We start from the raw sequence: 18480 nt of genomic DNA, 5'->3' as shown, positions 1-18480 counted from the left end.
GCCGGAGGAGCCGCCCCGGGAGCAGCAGGCCGGCGACGTGGGAGCAGCGGAAGGAGCCGCCCGCCATGACCGCGTCGTCCACGCCCGCCCCGCCGCCGCCGGACCGGGAGAGCACCCCGTCCGACGAAGGCACCATCACCACGGCCGTGCCCGCCCGACTGGACCGGCTGCCCTGGTCCCGCTGGCACTGGATGATCGTCATCGGCCTCGGCACGGTCTGGATCCTGGACGGCCTGGAAGTCACCACCGTCGGCAACATCGCGAGCCGCCTCTCCGAGGAGGGCAGCGGCCTCGCCATCAGCTCCGCCCAGGTGACCGGCACCGCGGCGGCCCTGTACGTGGCGGGGGCCTGCGCGGGAGCCCTCTTCTTCGGCCGCCTCACCGACAAGTACGGCCGCAAGAAGCTCTTCATGGTCACCCTCGCGGTGTACCTCGGCGCCACCGCGCTCACCGCGCTCTCCTTCGACGCCTGGTGGTTCTTCCTCTTCCGCTTCCTCACCGGCTTCGGCATCGGCGGCGAGTACGCGGCCATCAACTCGGCCATCGACGAACTCATCCCGTCCAAGTACCGCGGGCGCGTGGACCTGATCATCAACGGCAGCTACTGGCTTGGCGCGATCGGCGGTTCGCTGCTCTCGGTCGTCATGCTGAACACCAGCATCTTCCCCAAGGACCTCGGCTGGCGGCTCACCTTCGCCCTCGGCGTCGTCCTGGGCCTGGTGATCCTGCTCGTACGCCGCCATGTGCCGGAGAGCCCGCGCTGGCAGTTCATCCACGGCCGCGGCGAGAAGGCGGACGCCCTCGTCACGGCGGTGGAGCGGGAGATCGAGGAGGAGAAGGGCGAACGCCTGCCGCCGCCCGAGCGCGAGATCACCATCCACCAGCGCAAGAGCATCGGCTTCGGCCTGATCGCCAGGACCGTCTTCCGCGACTATCCCAAGCGCGCGGTGCTCGGCCTCTCCCTCTTCATCGGCCAGGCGTTCCTCTACAACGCGATCACCTTCGGCTTCGGCGCGATCCTCACCAAGTTCTTCGACGTCCCCTCGGGCAGCACGGGTTACTACTTCGCCGTCATCGCGGCGGGCAACTTCCTGGGCCCGCTCTTCCTCGGCAAGCTCTTCGACACGGTGGGCCGCCGGATCATGATCTCGTCGACGTACATCGTGTCGGGCGTCCTGCTCTTCGGCACGGCCTGGCTCTTCGACCGCGGCTCGCTGAGCGCGGCGACACTCACGGCCTGCTGGTGCGTGGTCCTCTTCTTCGCGTCGGCGGGCGCGAGCAGCGCGTACCTCACGGTCTCCGAGATCTTCCCGATGGAGACCCGCGCCATGGCCATCGCCTTCTTCTACGCCATCGGCACGGCGGCCGGCGGCATCAGCGGCCCGCTGATCTTCGCCAAGCTGACCGAGTCGGGCGTCGTCGGCGACACGGTGCTCGCCTTCCAGATCGGGGCGGGCCTGATGTGCGCGGCGGGGCTGGTAGCGGCCGTGTTCGCGGTGAAGGCGGAGCAGCGGTCCCTGGAGGACATCGCGAGTCCGCTGTCGGAGGCGAAGGCGGGGTAGCCCTCCGGGGCCCGGACCGGATGGGAAGATCCCGGCATGAGCGGAGAGGGAGCAGGGGCAGTACAGGGAGCGGAGAGCGCGCACCGGGTGGCGGTCCTCGTCAGGGACGGGGTCCTGCCCATGGAACTGGGCCTGGTCCACCAGCTGTTCGGCAACGCACGCTCCCCGCAGGGCACGCGCCTCTACGAGGTGACGACCTGCGCCCTGACCCCCGGCAGAATCCGCACGGACGCGGACTTCCCGGTCCACGCCGAGCACGGCCCCGAGGCGGTGGCCGCCGCGGACACGGTGATCATCCCGGCTTCGCACGAGGAGGACGAGTCGCTGCGGCCGGGCGAGCTGTCTCCCGCCCTCGCGGAGGCGCTCGGGTCCGCCACCGGCGCCCGTACCGCCTCCATCTGCACCGGCGCCTTCGTCCTGGCGGCAGCGGGCCTCCTGGACGGCCGCAGGGCGACGACGCACTGGCTCTCGGCGGACCTCTTCGCCCGCACGTTCCCGAGCGTGACGGTCGACCCGGACGTCCTGTACGTGGACGAGGGCGCTGTCCTCACCTCGGCGGGCGAGGCCGCGGGCATCGACCTCTGCCTGCACATGATCCGCCGCGACCAGGGCGCGGCGGTGGCGGCGGACGTGGCCCGCCGCACCGTCGTACCCCCGCACCGCGAGGGAGGCCAGGCCCAGTACATCCGCCGCCCCGTGGCGGAGCCGCGGCTGACGTCGACGGGCCGGGCCAGGGAGTGGGCCGAGGGGCGGCTGTCGGAACCCCTGACGCTGGCCGGGATGGCCGAGCAGGAGTCCATGAGCGTGCGCACCTTCAGCCGCCGCTTCCGCGACGAGACGGGCCTGACGCCGATGCAGTGGCTGACCCAGCGCCGCGTGGACCGGGCCCGCGAGCTCCTGGAGGAGACGGACCGCACGGTCGACCGCATCGCGGCGGAGGCGGGATTCGGCACGGGCGCTTCGCTGAGGCAGCACTTCCAGGCGGGGCTGGGGGTGTCGCCGGGGGCGTACCGGATGACGTTCAGGGGGACGCGGGGCTGACCGCCCCTGGGCCGGCGTCTCGCGCTGCACGACCGGCGGGCCCTCCGGCGCGTGAGGAGTCCCGTTCTGAGTACGCGTACTCTGTCGCGCCCCCGGCCGGGTCGGCAGGCTCGTCCGCATGACGGCAAAGTCGATGAACATGAGCCCGCGCATGAGTCCGCGCATGAGTCCGCGCCGCATAGGCAGGCGCATGAGCCCGCGCAACGAACTGAGCCCCATCCGTGCGCGGAACCTGCTGAAGCCCCTGCCCGAGAGCCCTCCGCTGCGGCGCTGGGCGACGCGCGCCGTCGGCGCGGGCCTAGCGGCAGCGGCGTACCTCCTCTGCCTCCCCTGGGACCTGCGCAACCGCCCCGAGACGCCCGGCGCGATCAACGAGACGTCACCGGTGACGGCGCTCGGCATCACCGCCCTGGCCGTCTCCATGCTGTCCCTGGCGGCCTACTTCGGCTTCCGCGACCGGCTGGTCCTGGCGCTGCTGCTTGTGGCGGGCCCGCCGGCGACGCTGATGTACGTCTCCTTCGACAGCCACCCGGAGCCGGACGCGGCGGTGTGGCCGCTGGCGTGGGGGTTCTTCGTACTCGTGATGGGGGCGGGAGTCCTGGCGGTGGCGGGTTTCGCGCGCTTGTTCAGGGACAGCGAGGCGTGAGCTGCCGAATCCGGCAGTGGATCAAGGGGATCAACCCCTCCGGTCGGCAAGCACCCAGGAGGCAAGCCCCACGCCGCCCGCGACGCTGAAGACGGCGGGCCAGGCGCCGACCTTCTTGGCGAGGGGATGGGACCCGGCGAAGGCGGCGAGGTAGGTGACGCCGAGCGCGGCGGCGGTCTTGCCGCCCGCCGCGGCACGCCACTGCCGCGCGGCGGCGACCCCGGCGGTGGCGAGGACGACTCCGCCAAGGGGCCGCTTCTTGGTCCACCGAGCGACGGCGAACCCGCCGACGAGCCCGCCGGCGGCCGTTGCCGCTGATGCCGGTACCTTCGCCACGCCTGCCTCGCTTCCACGGCTTCCAGCCGATACGTCCCTCGGGATGTCCGTGGCCGAGGCTAACGCGCTGCCGGGAAGCCTTGCGGCGAGGGGGCCTGAGCCGCGTAGGTTGGTGCGGGTGCGCGCTGCGGCCGAGCGGCGCGATCGATGGCGCACCGACGAGGGACCGATAGTAGAGATGACCGCGCGAACCACTGCCCCCACAGTCCGAACCGCCCTGGTCATCGGGGGTGGCATCGCGGGCCTGGTGGCGGCGATGGCCCTGCGCAAGGCGGGCATCGAGGCGAGGGTGTACGAGGCGTACGACGGCTCCGGGCCGAGGAGCGGGGCCGGGGGCTCTCGCTTCGGCGGCGGCATGACGATCGCGCCCAACGGCCAGCAGGCGCTGGAGGCGATCGACGCGGCGGAGACGGTGAGCGCGATCGGCACGCCGGTGACGGCGCTTGGCCTGCGCAGCTGGACGGGCAGACACCTGGCCCAACTGACCGCGCCCGCTGACCTCCCCACCACGCGCTTCGTCTGGCGCACGGAACTGCACGAGGCGATCGCGGCGGAGGCGGAGGGCAGGTCGATCCCCGTCCACCGGGGCAAGCGCCTCTTGGACGCGACGGACACGGGCACGGGCGTTACGGCCCGCTTCTCGGACGGCTCGCAGGAGAGGGCGGACATCCTGATCGGCGCGGACGGCCTGCGCTCGACGGTGCGCCGCCTGATCGACCCGACGGCGCCGAAGCCGCACTACGCGGGAACGCTGACGTTCACGGCCCGCGTCCCGAAGACGGAACTCCCCTCCACGGAGGGGGTGTTGTACATGTGCTACGGCAAGCGGGCGTACTTCGCCTACCAGATTTTCGACGACGCGACGGCGGCCTGGTCGGCGAACCTTCCGCACCGCGAGCCGATGACGGCGGCGGAGGCGCAGGCGGTGGGCGCGGGGGAGTGGCTGAAGCGCCTGGCCGAGGCCTTCACGGACGACCGCACCCCGGCCCCGGAACTCTTGGCGGAGACGCCCCCGGAGGACCTGCTGATCCCGGGCCCCACAGAAACGATGCCTCCGGTCGAGACCTGGAGCCGAGGCCGCATGATCCTGATCGGAGACGCGGCCCACGCGACGTCCCCCACCTCGGGCCAGGGGGCGTCCCTGGCCACGGAAAGCGCGGTAGAACTGGCCCGCTGCCTACGCGACTTGCCGGTAGGCAAGGCATTCAAGGCCTACGAGTCCCTACGCCGCCCCAGGGTGGACCGCATCCTGAAACACACAACAGCAACGGCAACGGCCACATCAGCAGCGGCCCGCACGGCAACGCCGAAGCCGGCGGGGCCACTGAGCCGCGCCCTACGGGACGCGTTGCTGCCGGTGGCTACGAAGGTGGGCGGGGCTGGGGGAGCGGTTTGGGGGGCTTGGCAGTTCGAGCATCGGATTGATTGGGATGAGCGGGTGGGGTAGGCGGGCCTCAGAGTGGGGGGACTTGTTGCAAGGCGGTGAGGAACTCGCTCCAGGTGGACGGCTGGACGGTGACCCGGGGGGCGTCAGGGCGCTTCGAATCACGAACGAGGACTGCCTGCTCAACAGCGGCCACCTCCACGCATTCGCCTCCGGAGCCGTTGCTGTGGCTGCTCTTGCGCCACTGCGAGGTCAAAGGGCCGCTGGATCCTGTGGCTGGGGTCATCTGGAGTACTCCTCAAGCACCTTCTCAATCAACAAGGCGGAGCGGGCCGGGCTTGAAGCAGAGGCCCGAAGGGTGTCGAAGGCCTTCGTGTACTGGTCCACATCCGAGGGAGTTTCCAGGTAGACCGCATCAGTGATCCCATCCCGGTACACCACGTCCGGGTCGCCCCGCTCGGGGAAACCGAGGATGGTGTACGCGCCGGTCGCGGGGTATGTACCCGCGTCGAAGGGCAGGACTTGAAGGGTCACGTTCGGCAACTTCCCCATGGCCAGCATATGTTCGAGCTGCTGCTTCATGACGTCGCGGTCGCCGATGACGTGACGCAGGACCGTCTCGTGGATGACTGCCCAGAGCTCCGTGGGATTCTCGCGGGTGAGGATCTGCTTCCGTTCCATGCGCACATGGATGGCCCGCTCCAACTGCTCGTCACTGATGTGACCTGTGGCGCGGTGCAGTTCGGTGGCGTACGCGGCCGTCTGCAGCAGCCCCGGGGTGAACTCGCACTGGTACTGGCGCAGGCTTGCCGCTTCCTGTTCCAGCCCGACGTAGACCGAGAACCAGGACGGGATCGCCGCCGCGTGGGCATGCCACCAGCCGCGTAGCTTCGACTCCTTGGCGAGGGCCTTGAGGAACTCGCGCAGTTCAGGGCTGGTCCCGTACAAGCGGCACAACGCCTCGACGTCCGACGGCTGGACGCGCCCGGTGCCCGTCTCCATGCGGTTGACCTTGGACCCGCTCCAGTCGAGCTCCTTGCCCACCTGGTTGCACGTGAGGTTGTGCTCCTCGCGGAGCTTCTTGAGCTCGATAGCCAGTCGGCGACGTCGAGCGGTGGGCGAGCCGGTCATTCCAACTCCCTGTCATCTAGCGGAGGTTCCATCTCATCGGAAGCCCCTGGAAAGACCAATCACTCTATGGAGGGAATCCCTTTGTGCACATTGCACGGCGGGATGCGCGCTGCCATGCTCACATGCGTCGCTACGTTGGGTCCATGGGTCGTGACAACTAGTTGCCGACCTCGTCGATCTCATGGGCTTCTGGCTGAGAGGTGGAGGCGTGAGCGTTCATGAGTGCATGACGAGGAAGCCGTGGGAGATCCCGTTCCTCGCCGAACCAGAGGAAGTGGCGGCGCTGCGCCGCATCATGCGATTGCATCTGAACCTGTGGGGCCTTCCTGAACTGGTCGATGCGGCACAGCTGTGCGTGAGCGAGCTCGTGGCCAACGTCATTACGCATGTCGGCTCGCACACGCCCACGACGCTCGGAATCAGCATGAACGGCACGTTCGTCCGTATCGAGGTCAGCGACCCCGATGTGCGCGCGCTTCCGACACTGCTCGTGGCCGAGGCGGAGGCCGAAAGCGGGCGCGGGATGGCCCTGCTGGAGGGGGTCACCGACCGGTGGGGCGTGATTCTGCGGGGTGATTCCAAGGTCACCTGGTGCGAATTGGCCACAGGACTCGGATCGCCGACCGGGCACACGGGGGGCCTGCGAGTCGACCGTGCCGAGGCTGTGATCGGCCTCTATGGGGAGAAGACGGTGCGGAGGGGCAAGGCCTGTCCGGTCCTGGCCGTCGCCGTTGCGGAAGAGGCCGCGATCGACGTCATCGCGGACCTCCTCCATTGGCTTCGGGCTCACGGCTGCGATCCGGACGAGGCGCTGGATCGGGCGCAGACGCACTTCGAGGCCGAGGGCGCAGGTGGATGAGCCCGGGAGCGCGTCCCGTCGTAGAAGCCCGCTTCAGGTTTGTTCGGGGCGCCGATCCGGCTGATCCGGTGGGGAGTTGGCGCCCCTCTTTGGGCGAGCCGCCGGATGTGCTCCTTGGCTTCCGCGCGTCGGGTGCCCCACCTGTTTCTCCGAACGGATCACTGCGGCCACCTGAACGGCCACCTGCTCCGGCGCCTCGTGCTCCCAGAAGCGGAGGACGGTCCAGCCGAGAGATTCGAGGTGGGCGGTGGTTCTGGTGTCGCGCATGGCGTTCTTGTTGATCTTTTCGCGCCAGAACGTGGGGTTCGACTTGGGAAAGGTGGCGTGCTCGGGGCAGCCGTGCCAGAAGCAGCCGTCGATGAAGACGGCGATGCGGAGTCCGGGGAAGGCGATGTCGATCGTGTTGCGGGCCATTCCGGGGACGCGTCGCTGAAGCCGGTAACGGAGGCCGGCGGCGTGGAGCAGGCGACGGACGGCCACTTCCGGTTTGGTGTCCCGAGAGGGCTGTCTGCTCATGCGGGCTGAGACGGTGTGGGACGAGGGGATCGGGCGTGAAGCGGGCACGATCTCAGTGTGAGGCGTCTTCGCGGACCCGCGGGGACCAGTCGGCGAGTGCGCGCCACACGTCCTCACCCGGGGGCGCCAGGCCGAGCGCGGCGCTGAGGACGTGGATGCCGAGGCGGGGCGGAACGGCGTTGCCGATCTGTTGGGAGATGTCGCCGCCGGACCAGGGGAACCGCTTCGGGAAAGTCTGGAGCTGACCCGCTTCGCTCGTGCTCAGCCGGGGGAGGTCATCCTCCGTCATGTCGTCGGTGACGATGCGGTTTCGGGAGACTTTGCCCGTCACAGTGGCAGCGGGTTCGCAGGAACGGCGCCTGCCACGGAGCTTTGGGTCGCCACCAGTGCCGTAGTTGGAGACGACCCGGAAGGGTTCGGTGCGCTCGGTCAGCACGTCTTCCATGGCCACCCAACTCTGCAGCACGAGATCGCCCGCCGGCCTTGGGGCGCCCTTGCGGTAGCGCTGATGTGTTGGGGTGGGGAGGGCCGCCGTGTGTCCGTCACGTCGGGCGACGAGGATCGCGCGGCGGCGGGTCTGCGGGACGCCGAATTCCTCGGTGTGCAGGATGCCGTGGGCCACCGAGTAGCCCTCCTCGGCGAGGGCCGCTCCGTACGCCTCCCAGACGGGGAGGGCTGCGGGCACCTGCTCCAGGACGATGGCGTCGTATGGACGGAGCCCGTCGTTGTCGATGGCGCCCAGCGCCCAGCGCAAGGGCTCCAGGACAAGTCCTGTGCGCTTGTCGTCCATGTCGGCGAGGTCGGCATCGATGTTGGCGCGTGCGTCGCGGTCGACGAGGCGCTGGACGTATTTCAGGACGTCGTCCAGGGCGCGGCGCCCGGCCCCGGTGCCGGCGACAGTGAAGCTCTGGCAGGGCGGGCCACCGGCGAGGACATTCGCTTCGGGGAAGTCCTCCGGACCGTAGCTGCGCACGTCGCCGTGGATCGATCGGAGACCGGCGGCGTCACGTGTCGTCACGGCATTCGCGTCCCATTCGATCCCCAGTGAGGGGACACCCAGAACCGTTGCGGCCATGTCCAGCCCGCCGGGGCCGGCGAAAAGGTCCACGATGTGGAAACCCGCAGGTGAGAGCTGGTGAGGCAGAGCGACGGTCATGGTGAGCGAGTTTATAGGTGATGGAGGAGGTCGGGGGAGCCGGTGGAGGGCCACGACGTCACGTGGCCGACAGCGCGGCGTGGATCGCACGCCCCAGCGCCTCTCCCACCGGAGGCGGGGAGGCATGGCCGACCTGGCGGTAGCGGGCGGTCTTGCGTCCCGCGAAGGCCCAATCCTTGGGGAAGCCCTGCAGCAGGGCAGCCTGCTCGACGGTGAGCGCCATCATGCCTTCGCGTCCGAGGGCCGGGTTCCACTCGAAGTCGGGGTCCGGCACTTCGTTCGCGACCGTGCCGCCGTCCACGCCGATGCGAGCCCAGGCCCGCTTGGAGCCGGTCGGGCCCAGGTCGGCACCGCCGCGTTCCCAGGAACCGCCGACGAGCGTGGGGGCGACCTCGGTGGCCTGTGCCGCCCACTGGGCGGCTCCGGGCCAGCCACGGGCGGCCATGGTCGGGCCGAGCGCCTGACCGACGGTGATCGGGGGTTCGGGGGAGGGCGGCGGAATCCGGAATGCCTCGGCCGCCCCCGGGCTCGCGAAGGCGAGGAGAATGCCCTGCTTACGTTCCTGGGGCACGCCGTAGCGGGCGGCATTGAGGACGAACCAGAGCGGGGCGTAGCCGCTCGCGGACAGCTCCTGTTGTACGTGGTCCCGGAGTGGCCGGTACATCTCGCTCGTGATCAGATCCGGTACGTTCTCGATCAGGAGGGCGCGGGGGCGCAGGGCCCGGGTGAGATCGAGGGTGGCACGGAAGACCGACAGCTCGTGGTCATTGCCACGTTCGCGGGAGACGGCGGCCGCTGCCTTCACGCGCGGCAGACCACCGGAGATCAGGTCAAGTCCCAGCAGGGTCGGTTCCTGGGCCAGTGACGCAGGATTCAGGGTGCTCAGGTCTTCCTCGTGGAGGCGCCAGTCGGGTCGGTTGAGGCGCAGGGTGTCGAGGGCGACGGGACGGTTGTCGATCAGAAGGACGGGGTCGAAGCCCGCGTATTCCAGGCCAAGTGCGAGGCCTCCGGCGCCGGCGCACAGCTCGAGGGAGGCCAGCCGACGGGCGGGGGATGTCGGCGCGGGCGCTGCCGCAGGCCGTGGGGCCCAGGTCGGCCCGAACTCGGGTCTCTCTACCGGACCCGGCGAGATCGCGTGCGTGGGTGGGGGTTCCGAAAGGGCCTGCTGCGCTTCGTCGGGCCTCAATGCGGCCACGGACTCCTCGGCCACGGAACGTAGTTCGGCCTGTAGCTCGGTGTCGTCCAAGGCCTCGAAGATGACGAAGGGAGCGAGCCTGAGGAGCCGCTTGAGGAAGTCCCTCAGAACGTCGCGCTCCGCGAGACCCTGCAGGTCGACGGCCGCCCAGGCGTGCAGGATGTTGCGTACGAGATGCGGGCTGCCGCCGAGGGACTTGCGGCGGGCGTAGATCTGGTCGAAGGCAGCCTCTCCGAGGATGTCGAGCGCCGCGTATGGCTCCGGAGCCACGGGGTCACGGACGAGGTGCGCCCGCCACCACAGGCGGCCGAAGACGTGCCGGGTCAGGTCGCTGGCCACCACACGGTCGCCGGGTGGGCGGGGATAGCGCCAGTATGCGATGTCGGGAAGCAGGGTCAGCGCGAGAAAGGCCCAGACGTCGCCGGACGCTGCTTCGGCCGGCATCAGGTCCATCTTGCTGTGCAGGAGCGCGGCCAGTTCGAGATCGAAGCGGGCCCGTGCCGTACGAGAGGACTCGTCGGGGAAGCCCGCACGAGCGGCGGTCTCCAGGACGCGGGCCCGCAGGTCGCGCAGTTGTGCCTCCGTGATCCTGTCGCCGCCGGTGGCGACGTAGACCGCGGACTCATGGCGGTACGCGACGTGTTCGGCCAAGTCGTGGGGTGGCATCTCCTTGTACCGCTGGTGGAGCGGTTTGGCCTGTCCGGCGAGGAGGCGGGGGTAGAGGAGAGCCATGGGTCATGCCTCCTGGAGGATGCGTGTCGCGGCCTGGAGTTCAGAGGCGAAAAGGCTCGGTGAGTTCTGTCGGAGCTGCCGAAGGTCCTGGATCGTGCGGCCCGCAAAGAGCTGGTGGAAGAGGTTGACCAGGGTCGCTCCCAGCGAGTCCTCGGGGAAGTCCGCTTCGTCGAGGAACTCCTCCTTGAGCAGGGCATGTTCCATCATGATCCGGGCGCAGTCGGAGTACACCATCGAGAGGACGACGCGATCCACCGGGCCGGGTCTGGCCGCGTGGGCGAAGGCGGCGGAGACCTCATCGGCCTTCTCGTTGACGAGGAGAAGCATGGAGCCCATGGCAGCGGCGTTCAGATCCGATCCGAGTTGCAGGTGCCAGGCCGCGCCGTCCCGGAACGAGGTGTGGGCGAAGTCGATCACCGTCATGGGGAAGAGAGGCGCATCGCCCTGGAGACGCAGCGCCGCGGTGTCTTCCCAGAGCAGCGACCCGGCGCGGCGTGGAGCGAAGGGGGCAGCTCCCCCAGCCGCACGGGCGAGGACGAGCACTGTCTCCAAGGAGAGCACGCCCCCGAGTTGGGCTCCCGCCAGGACGGCGTGAAGGTCCACGGTGCACACGTCGTCACCGGTGAGCGGAACCCGTTGCACGGGGCCTCGGAGATTGGAGCCGGAAGCGGTCCAGATGGCCGCGAGGGTGAGCACCGCGCCGTCATTGAGGCCTGCTCCCGCGCGGGCCGTCGGCAGATCGACGTGCACGGTGCGGCTCACCTCGACGTCCATGCGGTAGTCCCAGAAGTCGAGAGACTCCGGGAGAGCGATGGTGGCGCCGTCGAGGACGAGCTGCCACGGCTCGGCCCGGACACAGGATGTGGCGGGCGATCGGTAGGGGAGGGCGAGTCTGCTCACGACGCGCTCACCGCCTGGGTCTTCACGGTGATCTCCGTGATGGTGTCCGGGGCCGGACGGACAACGGCGCGCCAGACGGTGTCGTCGCCGCCCTCGATGACATAGGTCGGCGAGGCGTGGAGCGTGCCGGTGGGGTCCTCCCAGCCGACGAGGCCGGGCATCGCGGCGCCCGCAGGAGGGTCGGTCTCGCGATTGCCGGTGCCGGGGAGAGCCACGGCCAGTTCGACCCGAACACGCTGCACGACCGGAGCGGGGAGGGTGAACGCCTGCACGAGGACCGAGTGCCCGAAGCGCTCTTCGTACGTGGTCTCGCCCGAGTACTTCACGCGTGGGCGGGGGGCACGGCCGGTGTCGACCTCCGGGGGCGAGGCGGCGGCAGTGCCCTGGCCGCGGCCCCTCCGTCGCGCGCCTGAACGGGGGCGCGGGTCGGGGTGTTCCTCGTCGTCGTCCGGCGCTGCTGTGGCCCGGCCCGTGGAGTGGGTGCCGTAGTCCGTGGCGCCCCCGGTTCCCCAGGCGCCGCCCACCAGCGGGGAGAAGCGGGCGCTGGCTGCGCCCAGTGCCACGTTCGCCGAGCCCTCTCGGGACGTTCCGCCCAGCTGGAGCAGCTCGTCGACCGCCTCCTTGAGACGGGTGAACGTGGTGCGGACGAAGGTCCGGTCGTGGCCCTCCAGGCGGTGGTGATTCCAGGCGTCGTGTGTCGGGGGTTCGGCTTCGGCGTAGGTGGCGTCCATCTGGTCCGTGGCGCGGAAGACGCCTGCGTACGAGAGGAGTTCGGCGCCGGTCTCGCGCCCCGGCCAGTAGGTGACCACCAGCTCCGCGGGGCGCATCAGCGCCACGTGGTGCAGGGACCGTTCGACCTGCACCATCTCCATGGCCCGTCGGGCGGCGGGGGAAGGCTCGAGGGGAATGACCGGACGCTGGACGAGCCCCAACCGCCCCAACTCCCTGATGGGCTTCTGACACGACAACGTTCGGCCCTCGTCGGTGACCAACTGGCGGTAGGCGTCCACGAAGAGGTTGAGTGGGGACGTGGTGCGCGGATCCGGGACGGGGAAGTCGCGCCCCTCGCAGGTGACGGAGAACTGCATGGCCGACGAGCCGTCGGCCCGCTCCAGCATCTTGGGCCACAGGTGCCAGGCCACGGTCTCGGCGAGATAGGCAGCGGCTTCCTTCGGCTCCAGGCCGTCGAGTTGAGGATCGAGGACGACGACGCTCGTACCGGTCTCCTCCGCGCCGAAGGGCGTGAGGCCCAGCTGGCGGGCTGTCTCCTCCGCAGCGGCGCCGACGAGGGGGTCGATCACGTCTCCGGAAGCATCACCCCACCAGTGCCGGCCGGTGTAACGCCGCTCGTCGCCCTGAAGGTCCCTGTCTCGATAGCTGTGCCACAGGGCGCAGCCGATCAGGCGGGTCTCCAGGTCTCCCCGCTCGTTGCGGCAGCGGGTGTGCACGAGCACCGTCCCGAGGCTGGAGAGGAGGTAGAAGATTGCTTTGCCGAAGCCGTACGTGCCGCCGCCGAGTCTGGTGTCGCGGGGCTCTCCGACGTTTCGTACGAAGGCGACGAAGTCCTGACGACCCTTGGGGATCTCGTGGGCGCGGGTGGGGCCGCCAAGGCCGTTCGTGCCCCGATCGGAGATCGTCATGATTCGGATGCCCGCGCGAAGTGCCCTGCGCAAGGCCAGATGGTCGTTCGACGGAGCGCCGTTCAACAGGAGCCTGCGCCAGGAGTCGGCAGACGCGGGACCGACATACCCCAGGTCGATGCCGAAGCGGACCGGTCCGTCCTGCCGCGGGTCCCTGGCGTCCCAACTGTTCTGGGCGGCCTCTCGCACGAGGATGGTGAGCAGGTCCAACTCGGGGCGGCCGAGCTGGTTGCGGATGCCCTCGGCCGCGCTCGCGCCTTCCGGCGGATACGGCTGGGAGTACCACTGCGGTTCGATGCGCGCGTCTGTCACTTGCTCTCCCCGAGCATGGCGGCCAGATGTTTCTCCACCCGGGTCATCGGGAGAGGGCTGGGCGGGGACACGGAGAGATCCACCGTGTACTCGACGTCGGTCACGTTGCCGGGCACCTCGGCGACGGCGAGATCGGCCGCCGTGAGGCGGGGGAAGCCCGCGACCACCGCGTACCAGCGCTCCTCACGCACGAGGAATCGGGTCGTGCGGTAACGCTCCGTGTCGACGGTGTGATAGCCGGCCTCGGCGAGGCGACCGAGCAGCGTGCTCTCGTCGTCGCACAGCCGCAGTGCCCGCTCCACCAGGTCCACGACGCTCGCCCCCTCGCCGCCCTCGGGGACGCGCTCGACGCGCAGACAGGCGAGCTGGAGGGAGCCGCCCTCCGGTGGCTCCAATTGCCGCAGGCCGTGGACGCGTACGCGCAGCGCGTCCCCGGTGGTGGTCTTGACCTCGACGGCGTCGGTCCCAGAGGTGAAGTCGTGCGGGCAACCGTTCGGCCCAGTCCACAGCCGGTGGGCGCTGGGGTTCTCGGCGAGGAGTCGGAGCAGTATGTGTAGTTCGCCGTAGAGACCTGCGAGTTGCACGGGACCCAGCAGCGCGCCGTGCGTACGGAACAGGGCCCGCCAACGGTCCAGGACCCGGTGCAGAGCTTTGAGCGTCTGGGAGGAGGCGGGCGTCTGCTCGTCCCCGCCGAGCTGCGCGATCTCCCGCAGGACGTTTTCGCCGAGCCCGGTGAACACGTCGTCGAGGTCGTGCCGCAGGCAGCCGAGGTCGGCGTAGTGCTGGTAGACCTCCGCGTCCTCAAGGGGGCGCTTGCGCAGGTGAAGGACCTGGCCGTCGCGGATCTCCCGGACGTGCTGATTCCCTGCGATGGGGACCAGCAGATGGCGATGGCCCTCGCGATCGATGGCCGCGAGGACCGGGCCGCGTGACGTGCTGACCGGCAGGGGTGCGGTGCGGAGCCGATTGTCCGCAGACACGGGAGAGAGAAGGAGATTCCGCCAACTCTCCTCCAGGGCCCGCCGGAATACGTCACTCACGCCGAGTCCTCGCCTTCGAGAGTGCGAAGGTCCTCGTCGTCGTTGTCCTCCAGCCGAATGCCGGAGAGGTCCGCCGAGATATAGCTGCCGTCCCAGCCGACCTCGCTGTCCTGCCGGGGTTCCGGAAAGACCAGCCCGACGCCGATCACATGGTCCTCGGCGCCGAGCGGCTCACGGAACTTCTTGCGGCGCTCGGAGGGGCGAGAGTCCTTGTCGATCGGGTACAGCACGAGGAGACCGTTGTCCGGGAGCTGCTCGCGGCGCTCCCGCTTGATCTCGTCCTCCGCCAGGCCACGAGGGACGTCCTTCAGGTCCACGGCAGCGTCGGCCCGGCTCATCAGGGTCTTGATGTCCGCGAAGTCCGCTTCTCCCTTGAGGTTGCGCAGTCGGGCACGGGTGATGCGGCCGACGGTGACGTCCGGGGCGAAGGTGAAGTCCGTGTCCGTGGTGCCCGCACGGTTGCCGATGATCGCGACGTTCCAGCGCAGGAGTGAACCCCTTTGGACGCGGCGCTGGACATATGCGGAGATCAGTTCGGCGTCGCACTCCTGGGAGCTCTCGTGGAAGCGGTACCGGCCCAGAAAGTCGAGCACGTCGGTGTGCGGAACCCCGTGCAGGATATGACGGCCTTCCTCGGGGCGCGAGTGCTGCGTGACGGCCTGGCTGACGGCGCGACGCACCAGCTCGCGGGCAGCTTCTTGGTTGTCGAGCAGCCAGTCAGTGGCCGTGTGGAAGTAGCGGGTCTGGATGCGGCGACCGCCGTACGCCGCGCTGGCCCTGATCGCGGACTGCATCTTGGCCGCCGCCGTCACCCGCAGCACCGGGTGGGTGCGCAGGCGGACCGCGAACGTCTGTGGGGTCTCGTTCTCATGGAGGTACACGTCGATGTCGCGACGCATGTCCGCCTCGACGGTGGCCAGATGCCGGAAGGCGGAGTGGAGTTCGTCCGTCATCCACACGCGCGGGAGGTCGGCGTACCCGTTCCGGAAGCCGAACCAGCGACCCATCTGGAGCAGGGTGTCGTACGCGGAGGCGGCGCGGACGAAGTAGGTGACGGCGAGGCCTTCCAGGGTCAGGCCTCGGGAAAACTTGTTGCCGCCGACGGCGATGGCGACCACCGGGCCGTTGTCGTAGTCGAGGGTGTCCTCACTGTCGGAGTTGTCCATGATGATCCGGCAGTCGCCGATGACGCCCGGCAGCTCTTCCAACAGCGTCTCGAAGGGGACCTTGGTCTCCCGGAAGTCCTCGGCCGGCACCCGTTTGGTCTCGTCGTCCCAGAGCGTGCGCAGTCGCTGTAGGGCGTCAGGATCGTTCAGGTGGTCCAGGGTGTGTGCGCGGAGCCTCTTGAGGGGCTCTCGGAAGCTGTTGTGGACCTGGATGCGCATGCTGGTGTGGATCAGCATGGTGGCGTGCTTGTTGCCGGTGCCACGAGCCCGGCGAGCGGCGGTGGTGAGCCAGAAGTAATGGATGGCGTCTTCGAGGGTGTCGGTGATCTCGGGCGTGAAGCCGTCGGCGTCCGCCCTTGTCGCAGGAGTGACCAGAGGGACGTCCTCACCGGGGACCCTGCGGATCATGTCGTACCCGTCATCGACGTCCTCGGGGTCCTCGCCGTCGAGGGCGTACCTGCCGAACAGGACCTCCGTACCGAAGTGTCCCTTTGGCTGCGGCAGGTTGACGATGAAGTCGCTCGGGTACAGGTCTTTCGCCGCCGGGTCGATAAGGACATTGGCGAAGGGGGTCGCGGTGTATCCGACGTACGCAGCCTTCGGCAAGGTGTCGAGAATCCGGAGGATCAGCGGGTTGATCGATGGGGTGGCGACGCTGGCCTGGTCGGCCTCATCGTCGATCACCAGGGCGGGGGCCTGCTGCAGGTAGTCGGAGGCCGACTCCAGCCAACGGGCGAACTTGCGGAGTACCTTGGCGTTCTTCTTCACCACACACAGCACGTGGGTGCGGTTGCTGCCGCCGAAGAAGGACGCGGCATTCTCCATCGGTACGAAGTCACGGTCGAGACCGGTGAGTTGGGACCACCCCGTCGGATTCGACTCCACAAGCTGTTGGGCGAGGCGGGCCTGGGTCTGACGGCGCAGGCCGTTGTGGATGCCGGCGAGCACGATGAAGAGCTTGTAGCCGCGGTCGGCCGCCTTCGCCATCACCGAGGTGAAGTTGGTGGTCTTGCCGGACTGCACGTAGCCGACAACCAACCCGCGTGTGGAGAACTCGGGTTCCTTGGGGTGGTTGAGCAGTGAGACGACACGCGTGGACGCGCCATCGAGATCTTCGATCGCGCCCTTTCCCCAGCCCGACTTCTCCAGCTCACGCTGGATCGCGGGCCATGCACGGTCGTTCTCGCGCGGTCCGGTGTACCAGGTCTCCCGGTTGCCGTTGACGGCTACCCGTGGTTCCTCCATCTCTTTGATCGCGAGCAGCTTCTGTTCGTGGCGCTCACGGATGCGCTGGATCCGCTCTGCGTCGACCCCCAGGATCTCCAGCTTCTTCACCGCTTCCGCGGGCGTGCTGGTGTCGAGGAGATCGCGGAAGACGCCGTATATCTGGTCGAGTTCGCTGCTCACTTGTTCTCCTTGCCGGGCCGAGCGTGGCGCCGGTACCCCGATTTCTTGCCGGTTCACCGCAGTTGGTGGTCCCGTGAATTCCAGAGTCCGCAAAAATGCACGCCGAGCAGTCATTCGGGGTGCGAACTGACCGGGCTCACCGGTGGGGCTGTGCACCGCGGGTGGCGTCGTCGTAGCGCCGGTCGGCGGTGGGCGCATCAAGCATGCTGTCGTGTTCCCCGGGAGCGTGGGGCTCTATCCACGGAAGCAGGCAGCAACGGCTCTGCAGTTCTAAAGGTTCCTCTTTAACGATATCGCACAGGCGTTTCATATGGGGTGCGAGTGCGAAAAGGGTGGTGAGGCCCTGGCTAAAGGTGCCAACAGGTCCTCAGCCGGGGCCCTCGGTGACGCGTCGCGCCGTTACGGCCTTCCGTGGCAATCGCCGTATGGGGTGCCCGACCCGCACCAACAAGCCGCCCCCGCCTCCGGCGGCCACCCCACAGCCCGGCCCCGCGCCGCCAGTGTCGTTGCGTACTGGGGGAGCAGGGAGACGTCCGTTGGCTGGGCGCCCTCCGAGGCTGCGAAGGCCTCGTAGGACGGGACCGTGCCCGTGACGATGCCCAGGTTCGGGGTGCCGGAGGCCGACAGTTCCCTTAGTGACGACTCTATGGTCGACAAGTGCGCCTCGTGGGAGGGGTATTCGGATTCCAGCGAGGGGTACGCCGTCAGGAGTTCCTCCAGTTCCGTTGACGGCCAGTGCAGGACCGCCACCGGGAAGGGGCGGGACAGGGCCTCCCTGTACGAGCCCAACTCCGCCTGGATGCGGGAGATTTCCGCGCGGAGTTCCGCCGGGTTGTCCGAGCCCAGGGACCAGATTCGCTTCGGGTCGTGCAACTCGTCCAGGGGGACGGGGGATGTTGACACCTCGTCCGCCATCGCGTCCCACGCGTCGTGTTCCGCTCCCAGCAAGCGGCGCACCCTGTGGCGGCCGAACAGCAGTGGGCGTTGTTCGTACGACGGGGCGCCGCCGGAGCCGCCGGGCGGGAGCAGGAGCTCCAGGGCCTGGGTGAAGGTTTCCTGCGCTTGGGTCAGTTCGTCGTGCGCTTCCAGCGACTCCGCCACGATCACCCACGGCGCCGGGTCGCGAGGTGCCGCCGCCCGTACTCCGTCGATGATCGCCCTTGCCTCCGCCTCGTGGCCGTACTCCCAGAGGTTCGAGGCCTTGAGGGCTCGGATGAGGGTCGGGGCCGACGCCGGGTGGGGGGCGTCCGGGGCCAGTAGGCGGTCGTAGAGCGTGGTCGCGCGGTCGCGCTCACCCGCCAGCTCCAGGTTGGCCGCGGCCTGGAGCAGCAGGTGCTCGGTGTCCTCGGGGTACAAGCCGGCGGTCCGCTCCAGGCGCTCGGCTTCGGCGATGTGATCGGCAGGCGTGTCGGGGCGCATACGGGACACCGTACTGCCGAGTGGGGGCGTTACAGCAG

General features: G+C 69.2%; 16 protein-coding genes. 5 read left to right on the top strand and 11 right to left on the bottom strand.

Translation table 11 applies throughout. The features are described from left to right. The first annotated feature begins 65 nt into the window (after positions 1-65). From ACZ6ZP_RS06010 to ACZ6ZP_RS06000, 3 genes are all read left to right on the top strand, one after another. Entirely contained in the window at positions 66-1562 is a 1497-nt protein-coding gene (locus ACZ6ZP_RS06010) for an MFS transporter (protein ID WP_366463796.1), read from the top strand. A 36-nt stretch (positions 1563-1598) separates the two neighbouring features. Further along, positions 1599-2603 (top strand): GlxA family transcriptional regulator, encoded by a 1005-nt coding sequence (locus tag ACZ6ZP_RS06005; RefSeq protein WP_351164751.1) that lies wholly within the window; start codon positions 1599-1601, stop codon positions 2601-2603. Positions 2604-2721: 118 nt separating this feature from the next. Continuing rightward, the gene (locus ACZ6ZP_RS06000; RefSeq protein WP_351164749.1) at positions 2722-3249 is read left to right on the top strand and encodes a hypothetical protein; all 528 of its coding nucleotides are present in this window, start codon (positions 2722-2724) and stop codon (positions 3247-3249) included. 30 nt (positions 3250-3279) lie between these two features. Here ACZ6ZP_RS06000 and ACZ6ZP_RS05995 read toward each other — a convergent pair whose 3' ends face one another. Then, on the bottom strand, positions 3280-3585 hold the full coding sequence (locus tag ACZ6ZP_RS05995) for a hypothetical protein (protein ID WP_366463798.1): 306 nt from the start codon (positions 3583-3585) through the stop codon (positions 3280-3282). Positions 3586-3763: 178 nt separating this feature from the next. On the opposite strand from ACZ6ZP_RS05995, the gene ACZ6ZP_RS05990 reads away from it, so the two are divergent. Next, positions 3764-5032 (top strand): FAD-dependent oxidoreductase, encoded by a 1269-nt coding sequence (locus tag ACZ6ZP_RS05990; RefSeq protein WP_351164747.1) that lies wholly within the window; start codon positions 3764-3766, stop codon positions 5030-5032. Positions 5033-5039: 7 nt separating this feature from the next. On the opposite strand, the gene ACZ6ZP_RS05985 is transcribed toward ACZ6ZP_RS05990, so the two are convergent. Further along, positions 5040-5255: a DUF397 domain-containing protein gene (locus ACZ6ZP_RS05985; protein ID WP_469405665.1), complete on the bottom strand. Its 216-nt coding sequence runs from the start codon at positions 5253-5255 to the stop codon at positions 5040-5042. Beyond that, complete coding sequence (locus ACZ6ZP_RS05980; RefSeq protein WP_361470804.1) at positions 5252-6100, bottom strand: helix-turn-helix domain-containing protein; 849 nt, start codon at positions 6098-6100, stop codon at positions 5252-5254. The genes ACZ6ZP_RS05985 and ACZ6ZP_RS05980 overlap by 4 nt, the downstream gene beginning before the upstream one ends. Before the next feature lie 226 nt (positions 6101-6326). Between ACZ6ZP_RS05980 and ACZ6ZP_RS05975 the strand changes: the two genes are divergently transcribed. Then, positions 6327-6959: an ATP-binding protein gene (locus ACZ6ZP_RS05975; RefSeq protein ID WP_361470851.1), complete on the top strand. Its 633-nt coding sequence runs from the start codon at positions 6327-6329 to the stop codon at positions 6957-6959. Positions 6960-6992: 33 nt separating this feature from the next. On the opposite strand, the gene ACZ6ZP_RS05970 is transcribed toward ACZ6ZP_RS05975, so the two are convergent. From ACZ6ZP_RS05970 to ACZ6ZP_RS05935, 8 genes are all read right to left on the bottom strand, one after another. Next, the gene (locus ACZ6ZP_RS05970; RefSeq protein ID WP_361470806.1) at positions 6993-7475 is read right to left on the bottom strand and encodes a very short patch repair endonuclease; all 483 of its coding nucleotides are present in this window, start codon (positions 7473-7475) and stop codon (positions 6993-6995) included. A gap of 52 nt (positions 7476-7527) precedes the next feature. Further along, a complete protein-coding gene (locus tag ACZ6ZP_RS05965) occupies positions 7528-8631 on the bottom strand; it encodes a DNA cytosine methyltransferase (protein ID WP_469405663.1) in 1104 nt (367 codons plus the stop codon). A 58-nt stretch (positions 8632-8689) separates the two neighbouring features. After that, positions 8690-10558: a DUF6339 family protein gene (locus ACZ6ZP_RS05960; protein ID WP_469405662.1), complete on the bottom strand. Its 1869-nt coding sequence runs from the start codon at positions 10556-10558 to the stop codon at positions 8690-8692. 3 nt (positions 10559-10561) lie between these two features. Beyond that, positions 10562-11458, bottom strand: a complete 897-nt coding sequence (locus tag ACZ6ZP_RS05955; protein WP_399977041.1) for a hypothetical protein — start codon at positions 11456-11458, stop codon at positions 10562-10564. Continuing rightward, on the bottom strand, positions 11455-13410 hold the full coding sequence (locus ACZ6ZP_RS05950; protein ID WP_361470814.1) for a hypothetical protein: 1956 nt from the start codon (positions 13408-13410) through the stop codon (positions 11455-11457). The genes ACZ6ZP_RS05955 and ACZ6ZP_RS05950 overlap by 4 nt, the downstream gene beginning before the upstream one ends. Next, positions 13407-14450 carry a PD-(D/E)XK motif protein gene (locus ACZ6ZP_RS05945; RefSeq protein WP_361470816.1) on the bottom strand — a complete coding sequence of 348 codons (1044 nt, stop codon included), beginning with the start codon at positions 14448-14450 and terminating at the stop codon, positions 13407-13409. The genes ACZ6ZP_RS05950 and ACZ6ZP_RS05945 overlap by 4 nt, the downstream gene beginning before the upstream one ends. After that, positions 14447-17023: a Z1 domain-containing protein gene (locus ACZ6ZP_RS05940; protein ID WP_361470818.1), complete on the bottom strand. Its 2577-nt coding sequence runs from the start codon at positions 17021-17023 to the stop codon at positions 14447-14449. The genes ACZ6ZP_RS05945 and ACZ6ZP_RS05940 overlap by 4 nt, the downstream gene beginning before the upstream one ends. Before the next feature lie 399 nt (positions 17024-17422). After that, complete coding sequence (locus ACZ6ZP_RS05935; RefSeq protein WP_361470820.1) at positions 17423-18442, bottom strand: SEC-C domain-containing protein; 1020 nt, start codon at positions 18440-18442, stop codon at positions 17423-17425. Positions 18443-18480: the final 38 nt, after the last annotated feature.

The sequence above is a fragment of the Streptomyces sp. NPDC054047 genome (assembly GCF_055585065.1).
Note: the sequence above shows the minus strand (reverse complement) of the source record. Positions and strands in the feature narration are given on the sequence as shown.

Bases quoted from the DNA above. Each gene is read 5' to 3' on its own strand.
- ACZ6ZP_RS06010 (WP_366463796.1), top strand. From the start codon at position 66: ATGACCGCGTCGTCCACGCCCGCCCCGCCGCCGCCGGACCGGGAGAGC.
- ACZ6ZP_RS06005 (WP_351164751.1), top strand. From the start codon at position 1,599: ATGAGCGGAGAGGGAGCAGGGGCAGTACAGGGAGCGGAGAGCGCGCAC.
- ACZ6ZP_RS06000 (WP_351164749.1), top strand. From the start codon at position 2,722: ATGACGGCAAAGTCGATGAACATGAGCCCGCGCATGAGTCCGCGCATG.
- ACZ6ZP_RS05990 (WP_351164747.1), top strand. From the start codon at position 3,764: ATGACCGCGCGAACCACTGCCCCCACAGTCCGAACCGCCCTGGTCATC.
- ACZ6ZP_RS05985 (WP_469405665.1), bottom strand. From the start codon at position 5,255: ATGACCCCAGCCACAGGATCCAGCGGCCCTTTGACCTCGCAGTGGCGC.
- ACZ6ZP_RS05980 (WP_361470804.1), bottom strand. From the start codon at position 6,100: ATGACCGGCTCGCCCACCGCTCGACGTCGCCGACTGGCTATCGAGCTC.
- ACZ6ZP_RS05975 (WP_361470851.1), top strand. From the start codon at position 6,327: ATGACGAGGAAGCCGTGGGAGATCCCGTTCCTCGCCGAACCAGAGGAA.
- ACZ6ZP_RS05970 (WP_361470806.1), bottom strand. From the start codon at position 7,475: ATGAGCAGACAGCCCTCTCGGGACACCAAACCGGAAGTGGCCGTCCGT.
- ACZ6ZP_RS05965 (WP_469405663.1), bottom strand. From the start codon at position 8,631: ATGACCGTCGCTCTGCCTCACCAGCTCTCACCTGCGGGTTTCCACATC.
- ACZ6ZP_RS05960 (WP_469405662.1), bottom strand. From the start codon at position 10,558: ATGGCTCTCCTCTACCCCCGCCTCCTCGCCGGACAGGCCAAACCGCTC.
- ACZ6ZP_RS05935 (WP_361470820.1), bottom strand. From the start codon at position 18,442: ATGCGCCCCGACACGCCTGCCGATCACATCGCCGAAGCCGAGCGCCTG.